Below are 17,765 nucleotides of genomic sequence, written 5' to 3'. Positions count from 1 at the left end.
GGAGTCTCGGCCCGGAGCCGGAGGGGAGCCAGAGTCGGAGCGGCCGGGGCCCGGCCCCCTCCCCCTGTACCCCCGGTCCTGCCGCCGTCGTACGCCGTCCTCGCTCAAGGCGTCAGCAGGTCCACCTGCACGTCCGCCGCGAAGCCCGTCGTCGGGCCCACCCTGCGCGCGAACTCGGTGACCGCCTCCAGCTGCGGGGCGCCGAAGCGGAAGTCGAGCGTCGTGAAGTAGCGCTCCAGGACGCTCTCGTCGAACGCCTCCCAGCGGGCCGCCTGCTCGGCGACCTTGCCGACCTCCTCCAGGGACACGTCACGCGAGGCGAGGAAGGCCTCGTGGACCCTGCGGGTGAGGACCGGCTCGCGCTCCAGGTAGTCGCGGCGGGCCGCCCACACCGCGAAGACGAACGGCAGGCCCGTCCACTCCTTCCACAGCGTGCCCAGGTCGTGCACGGCGAGGCCGTAGCGCGGGCCGTCGAGCAGGTTGGCCCGCAGGGCGGCGTCGCCGATCAGCACCGCCGCGTCGGCCTCCTGCATCATCAGGCTGAGGTCGGGCGGGCAGGTGTAGTAGGACGGCTCGACGCCGTACCGCTCCGACAGGAGGAGCTGCGCGAGGCGTACGGACGTACGCGAGGTCGAGCCGAGGGCGACCTTGGCGCCGTCCAGCTGGTCCAGCGGGACCTGGGAGACGATGACGCAGGACATCACCGGGCCGTCGCAGCCGACCGCGATGTCGGGGAAGGCGACCAGTTCGTCGGCGTGCTTGAGGAACTCGACGAGGGTGATGGGACCGATGTCGAGATCACCCCGTACGAGCTGCTCACTGAGCTTCTCCGGGGTGTCCTTGGTGAGCTCGAAGTCGAGCAGTGTGCCTGTTCTCGCGAGTCCCCAGTAGAGGGGCAGGCAGTTCAGGAACTGGATGTGGCCGACGCGCGGCCGGGAGCGGCGGGCGTCGGGACGCCCCTCGGGAGACTCAGGAGAATTGTCCACATCCGGAGGCTAGCCCCCGCGGAGTGACGTGCGGGCCCCAGGGTCCCGGAGTGGTCCCGGAGTGGTTCCTGAAACCGCCTCTCCCTCCCGTGTCAACCCCTGTGACACCGCGTGATAGTCCTACGTCAACCCCCTCGGCGGACCCGCCAAACTTCCGAGTGACGTGATCTTGTCCTCTATTGCGTTCGGCTCCCCTCGTCGGTAAGGTCTTCCGCAAGTTGCAGTTTGGTTTCCCTTGCAGTACAGAGCCTGCGGAGCATGTGACCGCGGGCTCTCGTCGTTTTCAGATGAATGCAGTTGTTTACAAGGTTTTGTTTACAAGCTTTTGTTTACACCTTGCAGGTTCTGGAGCAGGGCAACCCTTTGGGCCCAAGGAGGGCTTATGGCTACCGGAACCGTGAAGTGGTTCAACGCCGAAAAGGGCTTTGGTTTCATCGCCCAGGAAGGCGGCGGCCCGGACGTCTTCGTCCACTACTCCGCGATCAACGCGAGCGGATTCCGCTCCCTCGAAGAGAACCAGGCGGTTACCTTCGACGTGACCCAGGGTCCGAAGGGCCCGCAGGCGGAGAACGTCACCCCCGTCTGATCCTTCGGCTGAGTCCTGGCTCCATGAGCCCGACACTCTGATCCGGAATCGACAGCAGTACCCAAGGAGCCCCGACACCGTCAGGTGAAGGGGCTCCTGCCTTTTCCCTGCCGGGTCCGGCCAGGTCTGGCCGGACCCGGCCGAGTGCTGCCGGGTCCGGCCGCGGGGTCTCAGTCCTGGCCGAGATCTCCCTCGTACATCTCCTCGATCTCCCTGGCGAACTCCCGTGTCACCACCGCCCTGCGCAGCTTCATCGTCGGCGTGAGGTGCCCGGCCGTCTCCGTGAAGTTCAGCGGGAGCACCGTGAAGCGGCGGACCGACTCGGCGCGCGAGACGAGGCGGTTGGCGTCGTCGACGGCCCGCTGGAGGACCGCGAGGAGGTCGGGGTCGGCGGCCAGCGCGGCGAGGGGCACCTCGTTCTTGCCCGCCATCCGGCACCAGTGGGCCATGCCCTCGGCGTCCAGGGTGACCAGCGCGGTGACGTACGGGCGGTTGTCGCCGACGACGACGCACTGGTTGATGAGGGGATGGGCGCGCAGCCAGTCCTCCAGCGGCGCGGGGGCGATGTTCTTGCCGCTGGTGGTGATCAGGATGTCCCTCTTGCGGCCGGTGATCGTGAGGTAGCCGTCGTCGTCCAGCTCGCCTATGTCGCCGGTGGCGAACCAGCCGTCCTGGGCGGCCGGGACCACCCCGCCCGCCTGCGGGTCCCAGTAGCCGCGGAACACCTGTTGGCCGCTCAGCAGGATCTCGCCGTCCTGGGCGATCCGGACCCGGGTGCCGGGCAGCGGCCAGCCGACCGTGCCGAGGCGGGGCCGGTGCGGGTAGGTGAGGGTGGCCGCCGCGGTGGACTCGGTGAGGCCGTAGCCCTCGTAGACCTGGATGCCGGCACCCGCGTAGAAGGAGGCGAGGCGGCGGCCGAGCGGGGAGCCGCCGCAGATCACCTGGCGGACCTTGCCGCCGAGGGCCGCGCGGATACGGCGGTAGACGAGGGGGTCGTAGAGGGCGCGGCCCATCTTCAGTCTCGCGCTCGGTCCCGGGCCCGTGCCGTGCTGCTGGGCCTCCAGCGCCTCGCCGTAGCCGCGGGCCACCCGGGCGGCGCGGTCGAAGGAGGAGGCGCGGCCCAGCTTCTCGGCGGTCGCGCGGCCGGTGTTGTAGACCTTCTCCAGCACGTACGGGATGGCCAGCAGGAAGGTCGGGGCGAACCCCGCGAGGTCGGCCAGCAGTGCCTCCGTACGGATGCTCGGCGCATGGCCCAGGCGTACGCGGGCGCGCATGCAGGCGACGGCGACCATCCGGCCGAAGACGTGCGAGAGGGGGAGGTAGAGGAGCGTGGACGCCGGTTCCTTGAAGGTGGACTTGAAGACCGGGTGGAGCAGTTCGACGGCGTTGTCGACCTCGGCGAAGAAGTTGGCGTGGGTCAGCGCGCAGCCCTTGGGCCGCCCGGTGGTGCCGGAGGTGTACATGATCGTCGCGAGCGAGTCGGGGCCGAGCACTCCGCGGCGTACGGCGACCTCCTGGTCCGGTACGTCCCGGCCCAGCTCGGCGAGGCGGTCCGTGTGGCCCTTCTCGAAGATCCACATGTGCCGGACGTCGGGCAACCGGTCGCGTTCCGGGCCGAGGGCGGCGGCCTGCGACACGTGCTCGACCGCGATCGCCACCGCGCCGGAGTCCTGGAGGATCCAGCGCGTCTGGAAGACGGACGAGGTCGGGTAGACGGGGACGGTGACCAGGCCCGCGGCCCAGGCGGCGAAGTCGAGGAGCGTCCACTCGTACGTCGTACGCGCCATGATCGCGAGCCGGTCGCCCGGCATCAGGCCCTCGGCGATCAGGCCCTTGGCGACCGCGAGCACCTGGCCGGCGAACTCGGCCGCCGTGACGTCCGTCCAGCGGCCGTCCGGGCCCTTGCGGCTGAGCACCGCGTCGTGCGGCACCTGGTCGGCGTTGTCGAAGGGGATGTCCGCGAGCGAGCCGTGTGTCACGGGCAGGATCAGCGGCGGGACCGAGACCTCTCGTACGACCCCGTCGAGCCGCCTGACCTCGGGTTCGGGCAGGGCGGGCTGCGGGCGGGAAGAGGGATCGCGGGACACGGGCGGCTCCTTACACTCGTACTCCTCCCATTACGGACCCGTGAAGTGGCAGGTTCACCTGGGAAACCGGGGTGCTTGTGTGCGGAAGAGTGAGAAGTTGGTGCTCGTTCGGACGGTTGTTCATCTTCTGCTCGGGCGTAGGGGTACGGGTCGGTCTCACCGAGGACCAGGACCTCGCCGCGGCGCGGGCGTCGCGGGGAGCCGGGCGGGGCCGTCTGCGTCACGGGGCCGTCGGCTCCGTGGGGCCACGGCCTCATGGGCCATGGGCCATGGGCCACGGCCTCATGGGCCACCGATGTCGCGGGCGTCACCGGACGCCACAAGCATCACGGGCGACACGTGCATCACAGACGGCAGGGCGCCGCAGGCACCACGGGCGTCGCAGGCACCACGGGCGTCACGGACGTCAGGGCGCCCTTAGCGCCATGAGCGCCGCGGGCCTCATGAGTGCCGCAGGCGTCACCGGCATAAGAACGCCGCGGACGTCACGGGTGCTGTGAGCGTCATGAGCCCCGCGGGCGTCACGGACATCAGGACGCCACGGACACCACGGATGCGTGAGCGCCGCCGGTCCCTGGGCACCGCCAGCCTCACGGGCGTCATGGGCGTCGCAGGCACCACGGACGTCCTGGGCGTCACGGGCGTCACGGGCGTCACGGGCGTTCGAGGATGGCCGTGACGCCCAGTCCTCCCGCCGCGCAGATCGAGATCAGGCCGCGGCCCGAGCCCTCCCGCTCGGCGAGCAGTTTCGCCAGGGTCGCCACGATCCTCGCCCCGGTCGCCGCGAAGGGGTGGCCGGTCGCCAGGGACGAGCCCGCCACGTTCAGCCGGGCGCGGTCCACCTGGCCCAGGCCCTGCTTCTCCCAGGCCGCCAGCGTGGCCAGCACCTGGGACGCGAACGCCTCGTGCACCTCGACGAAGTCGAAGTCGTCGAGGCCGAGCCCGGCCCGTTCCAGCATGCGCGGGACCGCGTACGCCGGTGCCATCAGCAGCCCGTCCTCGCCACCGGCCACATCCCCCGCCACGAAGTCGACGGCCGCCGTCTCGTACGCCGTCAGATACGCGAGCGGAGTCAGCCCGCGCCCCGACGCCCATTCCTCGCTCCCGAGCAGCACCGTCGCCGCGCCGTCGGTCAGCGGCGTCGAGTTCCCGGCGGTCATGGTCGGGGAGGGCCCGTCCACGCCGAACACCGGCTTCAGGGTGGCCAGCTTGGCGACCGTGGAGCCGGGCCGGAGGTTCTGGTCCCGCTCCAGTCCGCGGAAGGGCACCACCAGGTCCTCGAAGAAGCCGCGTTCGTAGGCGGCGGCGAGACGCTGATGGCTCGCGGCGGCCAGTTCGTCCTGCGCCTCGCGGGCCACGGCCCAGGTGCGGGCGGTGACCGCGGCGTGCTCGCCCATCGACAGACCGGTGCGCGGCTCGGCGTTGCGCGGGATCTCCGGGACGAGGTGGCCGGGGCGGATCCGGGCGAGCGCCTTCAGCCGGGCGCCCGCCGACTTGGCGCGCCTGGCCTCAAGGAGGATGCGCCGCAGCCCGTCGTTGACGCCGAGCGGGGCGTCGCTGGCCGTGTCCGCGCCGCCCGCGACGGCCGACTCGGTCTGCCCGAGGGTGATCTTGTTGGCCGCCGCGACCACCGCCTGGAGACCGGTGCCGCAGGCCTGCTGGATGTCGTACGCGGGGGTACGGGCGTCGAGCCGTGAGCCGAGCACCGTCTCGCGCGCGAGGTTGAAGTCGCGGCTGTGCTTGAGGACGGCACCGGCGACGAACTCCCCCACCGCTCCCGGCTCTTCGAGCCCGAAACGGTCCACGAGGCCGTCGAGGGTTGCGGTCAGCATCTCCTGGTTCGAGGCGGTCGCGTACGGGCCGTCGGAACGGGCGAAGGGGATGCGCGTGCCGCCGATGACCGCGACGCGGCGCGGCTGCGGCGCGCGAAGGGGTTCGAGCGGTGCGCGGAGGGGCTCAACGGGACTCATCTCGACCTGCTCCTCGCTGTGACATAGGCTTACCTCCGGTAACCTTACTCCAGAGTAAGCACGGAGTGAGCCGTACCGAGTGAGCGCATCCGACCGAACTGGAGCTGGATCATGGCCGACCGCTATCTGAGCCTCACGGGCACCGCGCCCGGCCGCTTCCTGACGCGCCGGCTCGGCCTGCCCCAGCCTGCCGGGCTGCGCCGATGGAGCCCCGAACAGCCCGCGCTGCGGGGCAGGTTGCTGCACCTGACCGCGGGCAGGAGCGATCTGGATCTGATCCCCGTCCTGGCCCGCTCGGGACTGGACCTCGCCGGCCGGGACGAGCACTCCGCCACCTCCGCATCCTCCGCAACCTCCACGACCCCCGCCGCACCCGCCGTATCCGATGTATCCGACGTATCCGACTCACCCGTCACCCCAGTCACTCCCGTCACCCCCGTCGCCGTCGTCCTCGACGCCACCGGTGTCCGTGACATCGACACCCTCGCCGAGGTGCACGCGGCGCTCCACCCCGTCGTACGGTCGGTCGCCGCGAGCGGGCGCGTCGTGGTGCTCGGCGCCCCCCTGGACCCCGCCGACCACCACCAGGCCGCCGTGCAGCAGGGACTCGAAGGGTTCGTACGGTCGCTCGGCAAGGAGATCGGGCGGGGCAGGACCGTCAATCTCGTACGGCTCACGGACGCCCACGCCGCCGAGTCGACGCTGCGCTTCCTGCTCTCGCCCCGGTCGGCGTACGTCAGCGGGCAGGTGATCGAGGTCGGCACGGGCGAGGTGACTGCACCCGCGGACTGGGCGAAGCCCCTCGCCGGGCGGACCGTCCTGGTCACCGGCGCCGCGCGCGGGATCGGCGCGGCGGTCGCCGAGACGCTGGCGCGGGACGGGGCACGGGTGGTGTGCCTGGACGTACCCGCCGCCGAGGCAGACCTGGCCGCGGTCGCCGGACGCCTCGGCGGGGTCGCCCTGCCGCTGGACATCACGGCGGACGACGCCGGTACGCGGATCGCCGCCGCACTGCCCGAGGGTCTGGACGTCCTCGTCCACAACGCGGGGATCACCCGGGACCGGCGCCTGGTCAACATGCCCGCCGAGCGCTGGAGTTCGGTGCTCGACGTCAACCTCGCCAGTGTGCTGCGCACGACCGACGCGCTGCTGTCCGGCGGCACGCTCCGGGCGGGCGGGCGCATCGTGGCGACCGCGTCCATCGCCGGGCTCGCGGGGAACGCGGGCCAGACGAACTACGCGGCGTCCAAGGCCGGCGTCGTGGGGCTCGTACGGTCCCTCGGGCCGCGCGCGCTCGCGGAGTACGGGGTGACGGTGAACGCCATCGCGCCCGGCTTCATCGAGACGCGGATGACGGCGGCCGTCCCGCTGTTCATCCGCGAGGCGGGCCGGCGCATGAACTCGCTCGCGCAGGGCGGCCTGCCGGTGGACGTGGCCGAGACGACGGCGTGGCTCGCGAGCCCGGGTTCCGGTGCCGTCAACGGCCAGGTCGTACGGGTCTGCGGGCAGAGCCTCCTCGGCGCGTGAGCGCTCGGCGCGCAGTTCCCCGCCCCCTGGAAGAGCCCGTGGCCCGGCCCGTTGCGGAACGGAGGAGAGTCAGCGATGGACGACGACCTTACGGAAGCCATGAACCCATGAACAGCCATACCCTCACCAGTTCGCCGTCCCTGTGGCCGCTGCTCGCCCGGGGCGCCCTCCTCTCGCCGCTCAAAAGGCCCCGGACGGGGGTCACCGCGCCCCGCACCCGGCTGGTGCTGCCCGATGTCCGGATCCACCTGGGCAGGCTCGCCGCGTACGAGCGGGCCTGCGGTTTCGACGTGGGGGCGGACGAACTGCCCCTGACCTACCCGCATGTGCTCGGCTTCCCTGCGGCCATGCGGCTGATGAGCGAGCGGGCGTTCCCGCTTCCGCTGCTCGGCCTTGTGCACACCTCCATCGAGATCACTCGGCGCAGGGCGCTCACGACCACCGGCGTGTACGAACTCTCCGTGCACGTCGAGGACTTGGTACCGCACCGGCGCGGGACCGAGGCGGTCGTCGTGACCGAGGCGAGGGCTGCCGGGGAACTCGTATGGGAGTCACGCAGTACGTATCTGGCCCGCCACCGCACCACGCCGGAACCCGGAACGGCGGGGACCGGAACAGCGGGGACCGGAACGGCGGAAGGCGCCACGGCGGAGAGTGCGGGCGGTCGGTCCGTCCCCACCGGGGCTCCCCCACTGCCCGTCCTCACCGAGTGGCAACTCCCCGCGGACGTCGGGCGGCGGTACGGGGCCGCGTCCGGAGACCGCAACCCGATTCACCTCCACCCCCTCACCGCCCGGCTGTTCGGCTTCCCCCGGGCCATCGCGCACGGCATGTGGACCGTGGCGCGCTGCCTCGCCGAGCACGGGGCGACACCCCGAGCGGTCCGGATGCGGGCGGAGTTCAAGGCGCCCGTGCTGCTGCCGGGGACGGTCACCTACGGAGCGAAGGACGGCCGCTTCGAGCTGCGCGGTGCCGACGGCGAGCGACTGCACCTGACGGGAGAGGTGCTCCCACCGGCCTGAGCCGAGCGGTCGGCATGAGCCGAACGGACCAGCGGGGCCTTGCGGCTACGCCCCCGCTCCCCGTTCTCGTTCCCGCTCCCGTTCCCGTTCCCGCTGTGGTCAGGGTCGGGCCGTCGGTTCCGGGGACTCCGTCCAGGGGCGCCCCTCCATCAGCTCGCCGAGGCCCGCCCAGGCGAAGTTCATCATGGTCGCGGCGGCCTGCCGGGCGGAGACCTGAGGGGTGGTGTTCGCCCAGGCGGCGAGCGACTCGGCGGCGCCCACCAGGGCTTCCGCGAGGCCCGCGACCTCCCGCTCGGGCAGCGACGGGTCGCTGTGCGCCTCCCGCGCCGCGACCACGATCAGCTGGGTGACGAACGCGACGATCTCCTCCCGCATCGAGGTGACCTCGGCGGCGAACGGCTCCCCGTGCGTACGCGCCTGGAGGTGCAGCACCGCCCAGCCGTCCGGGTTCTGCGCGGTGTGGGTGAAGAACGCCCGCAGTCCGTCCCAGAGTTGACGGTCGACGGGCAGGTCGGGCTGGACTCCGGCGCGTACGGCCGCGGTCAGGGCGGCCGCCTCACGCCGGATGCACGCGGTGAAGAGGTCTTCCTTGGAGTTCAGGTACAGGTAGACCAACGGCTTGGACACGCCCGCCAGATCGGCGATCTCGTCCATCGACGCGGCCCGGTAACCCCGTTGTCCGAAGGTCCGTACGGCGGCGTCCAGCATCTGCTGTTCGCGCACGGCACGAGGCATCCGCTTGCTCTTCACTGCACCCATACAGGAAAGAGTATGTTCTGCCGGGGGCCGGGCACGGCCCACCGTGAGGTTCAGGAAGTCTGGCCTTGGGGCTGCCCCTGGGGCTGACCCTGAGTCTGGCCCTGGGACTGACCCTGGGTGCGCGACGCCTCGTCCGCCACCGCGTCCTCCTGGCTGCGGTTGGCCTCCAGGTTGGACTTGACGCGGTCGACGCGCTCGACGATCCGCATCGAGGCGCGGTCACGCTCCTTGCGCAGGACGACGAAGCTGATGGGCGCCGAGATCAGCAGGGAGAGCATGACGATCCACATGCCGTTCGAGTCGCCGAGGCCGCGCGGGGCGACACCGGAGTAGACGAGGCCCCAGACGACCACGAGGCAGCCCGCGAAGATCCCTAGGCGCATCAGTGTGTAGCGGAGCATCTCAATCCACTCTTCCCGTTCCGAACTTCCCAAAGGGCACCGTCCAGTGAAGCACGGGGGTGACGCGATCTTGTAGGGGGGTGCGTGCCCCGGCGGGCGGGCCGCTCTCAGCGGAGGGCGCCCAGCGACAGCAGCATCGTGATGTCGTCGCGGTCCTCGCCCGGCGCCACCCTGATCGCGTCCGGCACCCGGCCGACCTCCTTGTAGCCGCAGGAGCCGTAGAAGCGTTCGAGGCCCTCGCCGCCGCGGCAGGTGAGCCGTATCGCCTCGATGCCCTCGATCCCCCGGGCGGCGTCGGCGGCGGCCGTGAGCAGGTCGCGGCCGTACCCCTTGCCCTGGTGGCTCGGGTGCACCATCACCGTGTAGAGCCACAGCCAGTGCGTCATCAGCCGGTGGGTGTTGAAGGCGAGGAAGGCGGTCGCCGCGACGGACCCGTCCTCCTCGCGGCCGACCAGGAGACGGGTGCGGCCCTCCGCCATGGCGACGAGGTGCTTCATGAGTTCCGGCCGTATCGCCTCGTGCGAGACGGGGGGTACGAAGCCGACGGAGCCGCCCGCGTTGGACACGTCCGCCCACAGGGCGACGATGCCGTCGCGGAGGGCGGGATCGACGGAGGGGTCGAGCTCGAACGTAAGGGCCATGCCCGCAGATTAATCATTACCCCACCTGTGGCTCAAGTGACGGGTGGCGGGTGATGGGTGACCGGTGGCTGGTGACCGGCGACCGGCGACCGGTGGCTACCGAGTCGAGGCCCTCACCTCCGTGGCGGGCGGGGTCACGCCCCGCGGCGGGCGCGGTTCAGGCGGAGCGCCGAGACGAGGAAGAAGAGGCCGCCGAGGAAGGCGTAACCGGCGAGGCTGCCCAGCGTGGGGTCGTCGCTGCCGGCCGCCATGACGAACGACGTGCCGGCGAAGGTGGAGATGGCACCGCTGATGATCATCGGCCACTGACCGCCCAGCTTCCGGCGAAGGGCGCCCGCGACGAGCTGGACGATCCCCGAGACGACGGCCCAGGCTCCCCAGACCCGCAGGACGGCCGGGATGCCGGAGGTGGCGGCGACGGCCAGGCCGATGACCGCCAGGGAGCTGATCACGATGTTCACGATCAGGGCCGGGGCCGTACCGCCGTTCGCCCTGGCGGCCCGGACGTCGACGACCGCGGCCGCCACGTCGAACAAGGGGTAGATCACCAGCAGCGTCGCGCTCACCGGCCCCAGCGTGTCGGCGGTCGCGAACAGCAGGCCGGCCCAGACCGCGGCGAACGCAAAGCGGACGAAGTACAGCTTGCGCAGGGCCGCGGGAACGCCGACGGGGGCGGAGGTGGCGGCGGCGCCGACGCGGTTGTCCAAGGAGGTGTCCACAGGAGTTCCACCAATCAGGGAGGGAGAGGGAGAGGAGGGGAAAGCGGATGAGTGAGGGAGAACGTTCGGTCACGTCCGCTCGCACCACAGTCAAAGGGCAAGGGTGGCCCGTTGTCAATACCGAACGTTCTCCCTCGCCGCTTTGGTACTCTGGCAGCATGAGCGGCATGAGTCGGAGTCAAGAAGGCGTCAGCACATCCGAAGCACGCGCTCGGCTGCTGAACACGGCGACCAGGATCTTCTACGCGGAAGGCATCCACTCGGTCGGCATCGACCGGATCACCACGGAGGCCCAGGTGACCCGGGCCACGCTGTACCGGCATTTCGCGGGCAAGGAGGAGCTCGTCCTCGCCTATCTCGACCTGGCCGACCGGGGCATCCGCGGGCAGATCGCCGCGGCTCGGGCGAGCAGCGAGTCACCGGTCGAGAGGGTGCGGGCGGTCGGCAGGTCCATCACCGACGGCATCCGGTCCGCCGGGTTCCGCGGCTGCGCCTTCCTCAACGCGGCGGCCGAGTATCCCGACGCCGCCCAGCCGATCCACCAGGCCGTGCTGATGCACCGGCAGTGGTTCCTGAACACCGTCACGGAGCTGCTGGCGCAGACGGGAGAGGGGCCCGCCGACGGGGCCGGCCGGCACCTCGTGATGCTCAGGGACGGCGCGATGGCGGCCGGCTGCCTCTTCGACCCGAAGCTGGTCTCCGACACGTTCTTGCAGGGCGTGGAGGGAATCATCCAGGCCCGGACGGGCTCACTGCCCACGCCCGCCACGTCGACGTCGGCGTCGGCGTCGGCCACGAACAGCTGAGCGCCCAAGCCGTCGACCACATCGACCACAGCGGCCGTCGGCTTGAGCGCTCCCACCGCGCCCGGTGAGGCTGGTGAGGCCGGGGTTCAGACCCGCATCGCCTGCGGGCTCTCCCGGCGGTCCGCCTCCGGGCCCTCGTACTCGCGGATGATCTCGTACCGGGTGTTCCGCTCGACCGGGCGGAAGCCGGCGTCGCGGATCAGGTCGAGCAGGTCCTCGCGGGTCAGCTTGTTCGGGGTGCCGTAGTTGTCGGCGTCGTGCGTGATCTTGTACTCGACGACCGAGCCGTCCATGTCGTCGGCGCCGTGCTGGAGCGCCAGCTGGGCGGTCTGGACGCCGTGCATGACCCAGAAGACCTTGACGTGCGGCACGTTGTCGAAGAGGAGCCGGGAGACCGCGAAGGTCTTCAGGGCCTCCGCGCCGGTGGCCATCTGCGTACGCGCCTGGAGGCGGTTGCGGACCTTGCCGTCCTTCATGTCCACGAAGTCGTGCTGGTAGCGCAGCGGGATGAAGACCTGGAAGCCGCCGGTCTCGTCCTGCAGTTCACGCAGCCGCAGGACGTGGTCGACGCGGTGACGGGGCTCCTCGATGTGCCCGTACAGCATCGTGCACGGGGTCTTCAGACCCTTCTCGTGCGCGAGCCGGTGGATGCGCGACCAGTCCTCCCAGTGGGTGCGGTGGTCGACGATGTGCTGCCGGACCTCCCAGTCGAAGATCTCCGCGCCGCCGCCGGTCAGGGACTCGAGACCCGCGTCGATCAGCTCGTCGAGGATCTCGGAGGCGCTGAGTCCGGAGATCGTCTCGAAGTGGTGGATCTCCGTGGCCGTGAAGGCCTTCAGGGAGACGTTCGGGAGGGCCTTCTTCAGCTCGCTCAGCGACCGCGGGTAGTACCGCCACGGCAGGTTGGGGTGCAGGCCGTTGACGATGTGCAGCTCGGTGAGGTTGTCGCCCTCCATCGCCTTGGCGAGCTTCACCGCCTCCTCGATGCGCATCGTGTACGCGTCCTTCTCGCCCGGCTTGCGCTGGAACGAGCAGTAGGCGCACGACGCGGTGCACACGTTCGTCATGTTGAGGTGGCGGTTGATGTTGAAGTGGACGACTTCACCGTTCTTACGGGTGCGCACCTCGTGGGCGAGGCCGCCCAGCCAGGCCAGGTCGTCCGATTCGTAGAGCGCGATGCCGTCCTCGCGGGTCAGCCGCTCACCGGCCCGGACCTTGTCCTCCAGCTCGCGCTTGAGCCCGACGTCCATGCGTGCACCTCTCCCTGTGACCTGCTTCACCTGCGTGACCTGCACGCCCTTGTCCCGCGTGACCTGCGACAAGTTCCCCAACCGTACTCCGCGCCCGTGCTGCTCCTCCGCCTACTCCTCCTCGGGCAGTTCACCCACCCGGTTCTCCCACTTCGTGGAGAGCACGATGGTGGTACGGGTCCTGGAGACGCCCTTGGTCCCCGACAGCCGCCGGATGGTCCGCTCCAGGCCGTCCACGTCGGACGCGCGCACCTTGAGCATGTAGGAGTCGTCGCCGGCGATGAACCAGCAGTCCTCGATCTCGCTGAGGTCCTTCATCCGGCGGGCCACGTCCTCGTGGTCGGCGGCGTCGGAGAGGGAGATGCCGATGAGGGCGATGACGCCGAGGCCGAGCGAGGCCGAGTCGACCGTCGCCCGGTAGCCGGTGATGACACCGGCGGCCTCCAGGCGGTTGATGCGGTCGGTGACACTGGGCCCCGACAGTCCGACGAGGCGTCCCAGCTCCGCGTAGGAGGCCCGGCCGTTCTCCCTGAGAGCCTGGATGAGCTGCCTGTCCACCGCGTCCATGCGATCGCTAGCCTTCCGCTGAAAAGTTCCTGAAGTGGTGCCTGAAGTGATGAGTGGGTGCTGCCGCGTTGCTGCTGTGCTCAGGTGGTGCGGGTGTTCAGGTGGTGGTGCGCGAGCCGCCGCCGAGTTCGCCTTCCCAGCGGCGGTAGAGGGTGTGCCCGACGCCCGCCGCGTCCAGCACCCGTCCGGCGACGAAGTCCACCAGGTCCTGGATGTGCGTGGCGCCCGCGTAGAACGCCGGGGAGGCCGGCAGTACGGTCGCGCCCGCGTCGTCGAGCGTCACCAGATGCCGCAGCGTCTGGCCGTTCAGCGGGGTCTCCCGGACGGCGACGACCAGCTTGCGCCGCTCCTTGAGCGTGACGCTCGCGGCGCGCTGCAACAGGTCCTTGGAGAGGCCGAGCGCGACTCCGGCGACACAGGCCGTGGAGGCGGGCACGATCAGCATGCCCTTGCAGGGGTACGAGCCTGAGGACGGCCCCGCCGCCAGGTCCCCCGCGCTCCAGTGCCGTACGCCCTCGACGTCCACCGCGAAGGTGCCGGGCTTGCCGTCGGCCCCCCGGCCCAGCCACTGGCGCAGGTCGTCCTGCCAGTGGGCGTCCCGGAAGCTGATCCCGGTCTCGTCGAGCAGGGTGAGCCGCGAGGCCCGCGAGACGACCAGGTCGACGCGCTCACCGGCCGCGAGGAGAGCACGCAGTACGGCAGCGGCATACGGCGTTCCGGACGCGCCGGACACCCCCACGATCCAAGGCCGACGCTCTGTTTCTCCTGCGTTCACACCCTGAGCCTACCGGCGGGGGCCCAGGTGCGGTGCGTCAGGAGTCCGAGTCGGTCGGCAGGTACATCGTGGCGCTGTGGGAGTCCGGTCGATTGTCGTCACCCGGCCTGCCGAGGAATCCCCACGCGGCCTGGTGGACGTCCTTGTCCTTGTCCACCTGGACGCGACCGGCCCACTCGCTCAGCCCGATCGGCTTCGAACTGGAGAAGACGGGATCGATGACCAGGATGCCGTCCGCGGTCGTCACCGAGGCCGCGACATGGTGCCTCCACTGGTGTCGGGCGTGCAGCCGGGCCCCCGAAGACGTGGCCCACTGTTTCGAGAGCTGGTGGGCGGCGATCGACGGAGACGCCTTGGCGATGGCCAGGCAGATCTTGTGGGCCCGGTCCTCGCAGCCGTCCTGGCCCACCTTGCCGACGCTGCCGAAGGCGGGCACGATCTTGGGCCACAGGGCTTGGAGGGACTCCGCGGTCGGAGGGCCCGCGGACGGGAACTCCTGCGCGAGGTAGGTGCGCTGCTCCTTGAGTTTCGCCAGATACGTGGTCCTCGTCTTGCTGTCCCCTCGCCGGCTGACGAGCCTGATGGCCTCGTTCACGGTCTCCACCGACCGCATGGGAGTCAGGTTCCGCACGAGGGAGAGGATGGCCTGCCTTTCTCGGGCGGCCCTCTTGGCGTTGTCGGGCGCGCCTTTCTCCTCCATCTCCTCCATCAGTCTGGACACCTTGGTCAGCAAGGTGTCGATCACGGCCACGTTCTGCGTGGAGAACGGCTCTTCCCTCTCCTCCGCGGATTCCTCCGAGGAGGAATCGGCTTCCCGTGCCCGTGCCCGTGTCAGCTTGGACGGCCCCTGGTCCTCCGGGGACTCGGACCTCTTGCGCTTGCCGCCCGGCGTCTGCACGCGCTGGATCGCCGTGGTGACCGCCGCGTTGCCCGCGCTGTCCTGCAACGCCAGCAGGGCCGAGGAGCGGGCGGACCGAGGGAAACCCGGCCGCGCGGTCGGGTCTTCCAGCCGGTCCGGGGCACGCTTGGGCGCGGGGGCCGTTCCCCGCGCGTGTGTCTCGTCTCGAACCGACCGGCGCATCATCCACTCTCTTCCGTCATCTCCGTCATCTCCGCCGTCTCCGACGTCGTTCGGCGGGCTGACATCGCATCGTCGCGGACTCCGGCGCGGTTTGTCGCCGTCCGCGAGGGCACGCATGGGGGCAATTACGTCCACCGCGCCCGCGAAACCCGCGAAGAGCGCCGCCGGCCGTCGCCCACACGGCGAACGGTCAGACCGTCAGACCGCGGACCAGCAGGTCGAGCAGCGCGCACACGAACAGGGCGATCCCGATGAAGCCGTTGACCTGGAAGAACGCGCGGTTCAGGCGGGACAGGTCGGTCGGGCGGACGATGGTGTGTTCGTACAGGAACGCGCCCGCGACGATCGCCAGGCCCAGCCAGAAGAACGCGCCCGCGTCCGTGGCCAGCGCGAACCAGACGAAGAGGGCCGTCGTGACCGTGTGGCAGCCCCGGGCTCCCCAGACCGCGGCGGGGATGCCGAAGCGGGCCGGGACCGACTTCACGCCGACCTCGCGGTCCGTCTGCACGTCCTGGCAGGCGTAGATCAGGTCGAAGCCGCCGATCCACACCCCGACCGCCAGGCCGAGGATCACGGCGTCCCACGACCACTCGCCGGTGATCGCCAGCCAGCCGCCGATGGGCCCCATCGCCTGCGCGAGGCCGAGGATGGCCTGCGGGAAGTTCGTGAACCGCTTGCCGTACGGGTACACCACCATCGGGATCACCGCGATGGGCGCCAACGCCAGGCAGAGCGGGTTGAGCAGGGCCGCGGCGCCGAGGAAGAAGACCACGGCCACCAGCGCGCCCGTCCAGGCGTGCTTCACCGACATGGCACCGGTGACCAGCTCGCGGTGGGCCGTACGGGGGTTGCGGGCGTCGATCTCCCGGTCGATGATCCGGTTCGCCGCCATCGCGAACGTACGCAGCCCGACCATCGCGATCGTGACCAGGAGCAGCCGGCCCCACTGGATGTTGCCGTCGTCGAGGAACATCGCCGTCAGCGCCGCGATGTACGCGAACGGCAGCGCGAAGACGGAGTGCTCGATCATGACGAGGCGTAGGAACGCCTTGGTGCGCCCGGGTTGCGGGATCGCGGCTGATGCGCTGCTCACGAGAGTCCGTATTCCTTCCAGCGACGGTCGACCTTGGCCGCGGTGTCCGGGTCCGAGAGGACCATCTCAGGCCAGCCGCCGTCCCGGGTGTACCCCTCCTCGGGCCACTTCCGCGTGGCGTCGATGCCCGCCTTGCCGCCCCAGAACTGCTGGTACGAGGCGTGGTCGAGGTGGTCGACCGGCCCCTCGACGACGGTGAGGTCACGGGAGTAGTCCGTGTTGCCCAGCGCGCGCCAGGCGACCTCGTGCAGGTCGTGGACGTCGCAGTCGGAGTCGACGACCACGATCAGCTTGGTCAGGGACATCATGTGGGCGCCCCAGACGGCGTGCATCACCTTCTGCGCGTGCTTCGGGTACTTCTTGTCGATCGCGACGATCGCGCAGTTGTGGAAGCCGCCCGCCTCGGGGAGGTGGTAGTCCACGATGTCCGGCACGATGATCTTGAGGAGGGGGAGGAAGAACCGCTCCGTCGCCCGGCCCAGCGGCCCGTCCTCCGTCGGCGGGCGGCCCACCACGATCGACTGGATCAGCGGGCGCTCCCGCATGGTGACGCAGTCGATGGTGAGCGCCGGGAAGGGCTCCTGCGGCGTGTAGAAGCCGGTGTGGTCGCCGAAGGGTCCCTCCGGCAGCATCTCGCCGGGCTCCAGCCAGCCCTCCAGTACGACCTCGGCCTGCGCCGGCACCTGCAACGGCACCGTCTTGCAGTCCACCATCTCGATCCGCCGGCCCTGGATGAACCCGGCGAAGAGGTACTCGTCGATGTCACCGGGCAGCGGGGCCGTGGACGCGTACGTCACCGCGGGCGGGCACCCGAAGGCGATCGCGACCGGCAGGCGCTCGCCCTTGCGCGCCGCCACCTGGTAGTGGTTGCGGCTGTCCTTGTGGATCTGCCAGTGCATGCCGATGGTGCGCTTGTCGTGGCGCTGGAGGCGGTAGAGCCCGAGGTTGCGGATGCCGGACTCGGGGTCCTTGGTGTGGGTGAGCCCCAGGTTGAAGAAGGACCCGCCGTCCTGCGGCCAGGTGAAGAGCGCCGGCAACTGGTCGAGGTCGACGTCGTCGCCCTTGAGCACGACCTCCTGGACCGGCGCCTTGTCGGACTTCACCTTCTTCGGCGGTACGTGCGTCATGGTGCCGAGCTTCCCGAAGGCCTCGCGCACCCCGACGAACCCGTGCGGCAGCTCGGGCCGCAGCAGCCCGCCGATCTTCTCGCTGATCTCGCCGTACGACTTCAGGCCGAGCGATTTGAGGAGGCGGCGGTCCGTCCCGAAGACGTTCATCGCGAGCGGCATCGCGGAACCGCGCACGTTCTCGAAGAGCAGCGCGGGGCCGCCCGCCTTCTGCACCCGGTCGACGATCTCCCCGACCTCCAGGTGCGGGTCCACCTCTGCCTTGATGCGCTTGAGGTCGCCCTCGCGCTCCAGCGCCCGGAGCAGCGAGCGAAGATCGTCGTAAGCCATGCGTCCCAGTATCGGCTACTCGCTACCCTGGCCCTGTA

17 protein-coding genes are annotated in these 17,765 nt (G+C 70.5%); 4 read left to right on the top strand and 13 right to left on the bottom strand.

Annotated elements, in window-relative coordinates:
- Positions 1 to 104 precede the first annotated feature (104 nt).
- The gene (locus tag ACLVWQ_RS39990) at positions 105 to 986 is read right to left on the bottom strand and encodes a menaquinone biosynthetic enzyme MqnA/MqnD family protein (protein ID WP_414114242.1); all 882 of its coding nucleotides are present in this window, start codon (positions 984 to 986) and stop codon (positions 105 to 107) included.
- Between the two features lie 382 nt (positions 987 to 1,368).
- Between ACLVWQ_RS39990 and ACLVWQ_RS39985 the strand changes: the two genes are divergently transcribed.
- A complete protein-coding gene (locus ACLVWQ_RS39985) occupies positions 1,369 to 1,572 on the top strand; it encodes a cold-shock protein (RefSeq protein WP_033319512.1) in 204 nt (67 codons plus the stop codon).
- A gap of 170 nt (positions 1,573 to 1,742) precedes the next feature.
- Here ACLVWQ_RS39985 and ACLVWQ_RS39980 read toward each other — a convergent pair whose 3' ends face one another.
- Positions 1,743 to 3,659 (bottom strand): AMP-dependent synthetase/ligase, encoded by a 1,917-nt coding sequence (locus ACLVWQ_RS39980; RefSeq protein ID WP_414114241.1) that lies wholly within the window; start codon positions 3,657 to 3,659, stop codon positions 1,743 to 1,745.
- 653 nt (positions 3,660 to 4,312) lie between these two features.
- Positions 4,313 to 5,629 (bottom strand): acetyl-CoA C-acetyltransferase, encoded by a 1,317-nt coding sequence (locus tag ACLVWQ_RS39975; RefSeq protein WP_414114240.1) that lies wholly within the window; start codon positions 5,627 to 5,629, stop codon positions 4,313 to 4,315.
- Positions 5,630 to 5,740: 111 nt separating this feature from the next.
- Between ACLVWQ_RS39975 and ACLVWQ_RS39970 the strand changes: the two genes are divergently transcribed.
- Complete coding sequence (locus ACLVWQ_RS39970; RefSeq protein ID WP_414114239.1) at positions 5,741 to 7,156, top strand: 3-oxoacyl-ACP reductase; 1,416 nt, start codon at positions 5,741 to 5,743, stop codon at positions 7,154 to 7,156.
- A gap of 107 nt (positions 7,157 to 7,263) precedes the next feature.
- Positions 7,264 to 8,178, top strand: coding sequence for a MaoC/PaaZ C-terminal domain-containing protein (locus ACLVWQ_RS39965; RefSeq protein WP_414114238.1), 915 nt, complete (start codon positions 7,264 to 7,266; stop codon positions 8,176 to 8,178).
- Between the two features lie 99 nt (positions 8,179 to 8,277).
- On the opposite strand, the gene ACLVWQ_RS39960 is transcribed toward ACLVWQ_RS39965, so the two are convergent.
- From ACLVWQ_RS39960 to ACLVWQ_RS39945, 4 genes are all read right to left on the bottom strand, one after another.
- A complete protein-coding gene (locus ACLVWQ_RS39960; RefSeq protein WP_414114237.1) occupies positions 8,278 to 8,937 on the bottom strand; it encodes a TetR/AcrR family transcriptional regulator in 660 nt (219 codons plus the stop codon).
- Between the two features lie 50 nt (positions 8,938 to 8,987).
- Positions 8,988 to 9,338 carry a DUF4229 domain-containing protein gene (locus ACLVWQ_RS39955; protein WP_414114236.1) on the bottom strand — a complete coding sequence of 117 codons (351 nt, stop codon included), beginning with the start codon at positions 9,336 to 9,338 and terminating at the stop codon, positions 8,988 to 8,990.
- Between the two features lie 107 nt (positions 9,339 to 9,445).
- A complete protein-coding gene (locus ACLVWQ_RS39950; RefSeq protein ID WP_414114235.1) occupies positions 9,446 to 9,979 on the bottom strand; it encodes an N-acetyltransferase family protein in 534 nt (177 codons plus the stop codon).
- 134 nt (positions 9,980 to 10,113) lie between these two features.
- Positions 10,114 to 10,686 (bottom strand): hypothetical protein, encoded by a 573-nt coding sequence (locus tag ACLVWQ_RS39945; protein WP_414114318.1) that lies wholly within the window; start codon positions 10,684 to 10,686, stop codon positions 10,114 to 10,116.
- Positions 10,687 to 10,865: 179 nt separating this feature from the next.
- Between ACLVWQ_RS39945 and ACLVWQ_RS39940 the strand changes: the two genes are divergently transcribed.
- A complete protein-coding gene (locus tag ACLVWQ_RS39940) occupies positions 10,866 to 11,504 on the top strand; it encodes a TetR/AcrR family transcriptional regulator (RefSeq protein ID WP_414114234.1) in 639 nt (212 codons plus the stop codon).
- Positions 11,505 to 11,590: 86 nt separating this feature from the next.
- On the opposite strand, the gene mqnE is transcribed toward ACLVWQ_RS39940, so the two are convergent.
- From mqnE to ACLVWQ_RS39910, 6 genes are all read right to left on the bottom strand, one after another.
- Positions 11,591 to 12,754 carry an aminofutalosine synthase MqnE gene (mqnE, locus tag ACLVWQ_RS39935; protein ID WP_414114233.1) on the bottom strand — a complete coding sequence of 388 codons (1,164 nt, stop codon included), beginning with the start codon at positions 12,752 to 12,754 and terminating at the stop codon, positions 11,591 to 11,593.
- A 111-nt stretch (positions 12,755 to 12,865) separates the two neighbouring features.
- The gene (locus tag ACLVWQ_RS39930; protein ID WP_189778679.1) at positions 12,866 to 13,321 is read right to left on the bottom strand and encodes an Lrp/AsnC family transcriptional regulator; all 456 of its coding nucleotides are present in this window, start codon (positions 13,319 to 13,321) and stop codon (positions 12,866 to 12,868) included.
- Between the two features lie 97 nt (positions 13,322 to 13,418).
- Entirely contained in the window at positions 13,419 to 14,096 is a 678-nt protein-coding gene (locus tag ACLVWQ_RS39925) for a UbiX family flavin prenyltransferase (RefSeq protein ID WP_414114232.1), read from the bottom strand.
- A gap of 37 nt (positions 14,097 to 14,133) precedes the next feature.
- On the bottom strand, positions 14,134 to 15,180 hold the full coding sequence (locus tag ACLVWQ_RS39920; protein WP_414114231.1) for a protein-glutamine glutaminase family protein: 1,047 nt from the start codon (positions 15,178 to 15,180) through the stop codon (positions 14,134 to 14,136).
- A gap of 187 nt (positions 15,181 to 15,367) precedes the next feature.
- Entirely contained in the window at positions 15,368 to 16,270 is a 903-nt protein-coding gene (mqnP, locus tag ACLVWQ_RS39915) for a menaquinone biosynthesis prenyltransferase MqnP (RefSeq protein ID WP_414114230.1), read from the bottom strand.
- Complete coding sequence (locus tag ACLVWQ_RS39910; protein ID WP_414114229.1) at positions 16,267 to 17,727, bottom strand: menaquinone biosynthesis decarboxylase; 1,461 nt, start codon at positions 17,725 to 17,727, stop codon at positions 16,267 to 16,269. The genes mqnP and ACLVWQ_RS39910 overlap by 4 nt, the downstream gene beginning before the upstream one ends.
- Between the last annotated feature and the right edge of the window lie 38 nt (positions 17,728 to 17,765).

The sequence above is a fragment of the Streptomyces sp. CWNU-52B genome (assembly GCF_047444975.1).
Classification (GTDB): domain Bacteria; phylum Actinomycetota; class Actinomycetes; order Streptomycetales; family Streptomycetaceae; genus Streptomyces.
This window is presented reverse-complemented; position numbering and strand designations above follow the sequence as displayed.

Excerpts from the sequence above, each read along its gene's own strand:
- mqnE (WP_414114233.1), bottom strand. The coding sequence starts at position 12,754 with ATGGACGTCGGGCTCAAGCGCGAGCTGGAGGACAAGGTCCGGGCCGGT.
- ACLVWQ_RS39985 (WP_033319512.1), top strand. The coding sequence starts at position 1,369 with ATGGCTACCGGAACCGTGAAGTGGTTCAACGCCGAAAAGGGCTTTGGT.
- ACLVWQ_RS39955 (WP_414114236.1), bottom strand. The coding sequence starts at position 9,338 with ATGCTCCGCTACACACTGATGCGCCTAGGGATCTTCGCGGGCTGCCTC.
- ACLVWQ_RS39970 (WP_414114239.1), top strand. The coding sequence starts at position 5,741 with ATGGCCGACCGCTATCTGAGCCTCACGGGCACCGCGCCCGGCCGCTTC.
- ACLVWQ_RS39950 (WP_414114235.1), bottom strand. The coding sequence starts at position 9,979 with ATGGCCCTTACGTTCGAGCTCGACCCCTCCGTCGATCCCGCCCTCCGC.
- ACLVWQ_RS39960 (WP_414114237.1), bottom strand. The coding sequence starts at position 8,937 with ATGGGTGCAGTGAAGAGCAAGCGGATGCCTCGTGCCGTGCGCGAACAG.
- ACLVWQ_RS39975 (WP_414114240.1), bottom strand. The coding sequence starts at position 5,629 with ATGAGTCCCGTTGAGCCCCTCCGCGCACCGCTCGAACCCCTTCGCGCG.
- ACLVWQ_RS39920 (WP_414114231.1), bottom strand. The coding sequence starts at position 15,180 with ATGATGCGCCGGTCGGTTCGAGACGAGACACACGCGCGGGGAACGGCC.
- ACLVWQ_RS39910 (WP_414114229.1), bottom strand. The coding sequence starts at position 17,727 with ATGGCTTACGACGATCTTCGCTCGCTGCTCCGGGCGCTGGAGCGCGAG.
- ACLVWQ_RS39965 (WP_414114238.1), top strand. The coding sequence starts at position 7,264 with ATGAACAGCCATACCCTCACCAGTTCGCCGTCCCTGTGGCCGCTGCTC.
- ACLVWQ_RS39940 (WP_414114234.1), top strand. The coding sequence starts at position 10,866 with ATGAGTCGGAGTCAAGAAGGCGTCAGCACATCCGAAGCACGCGCTCGG.
- ACLVWQ_RS39930 (WP_189778679.1), bottom strand. The coding sequence starts at position 13,321 with ATGGACGCGGTGGACAGGCAGCTCATCCAGGCTCTCAGGGAGAACGGC.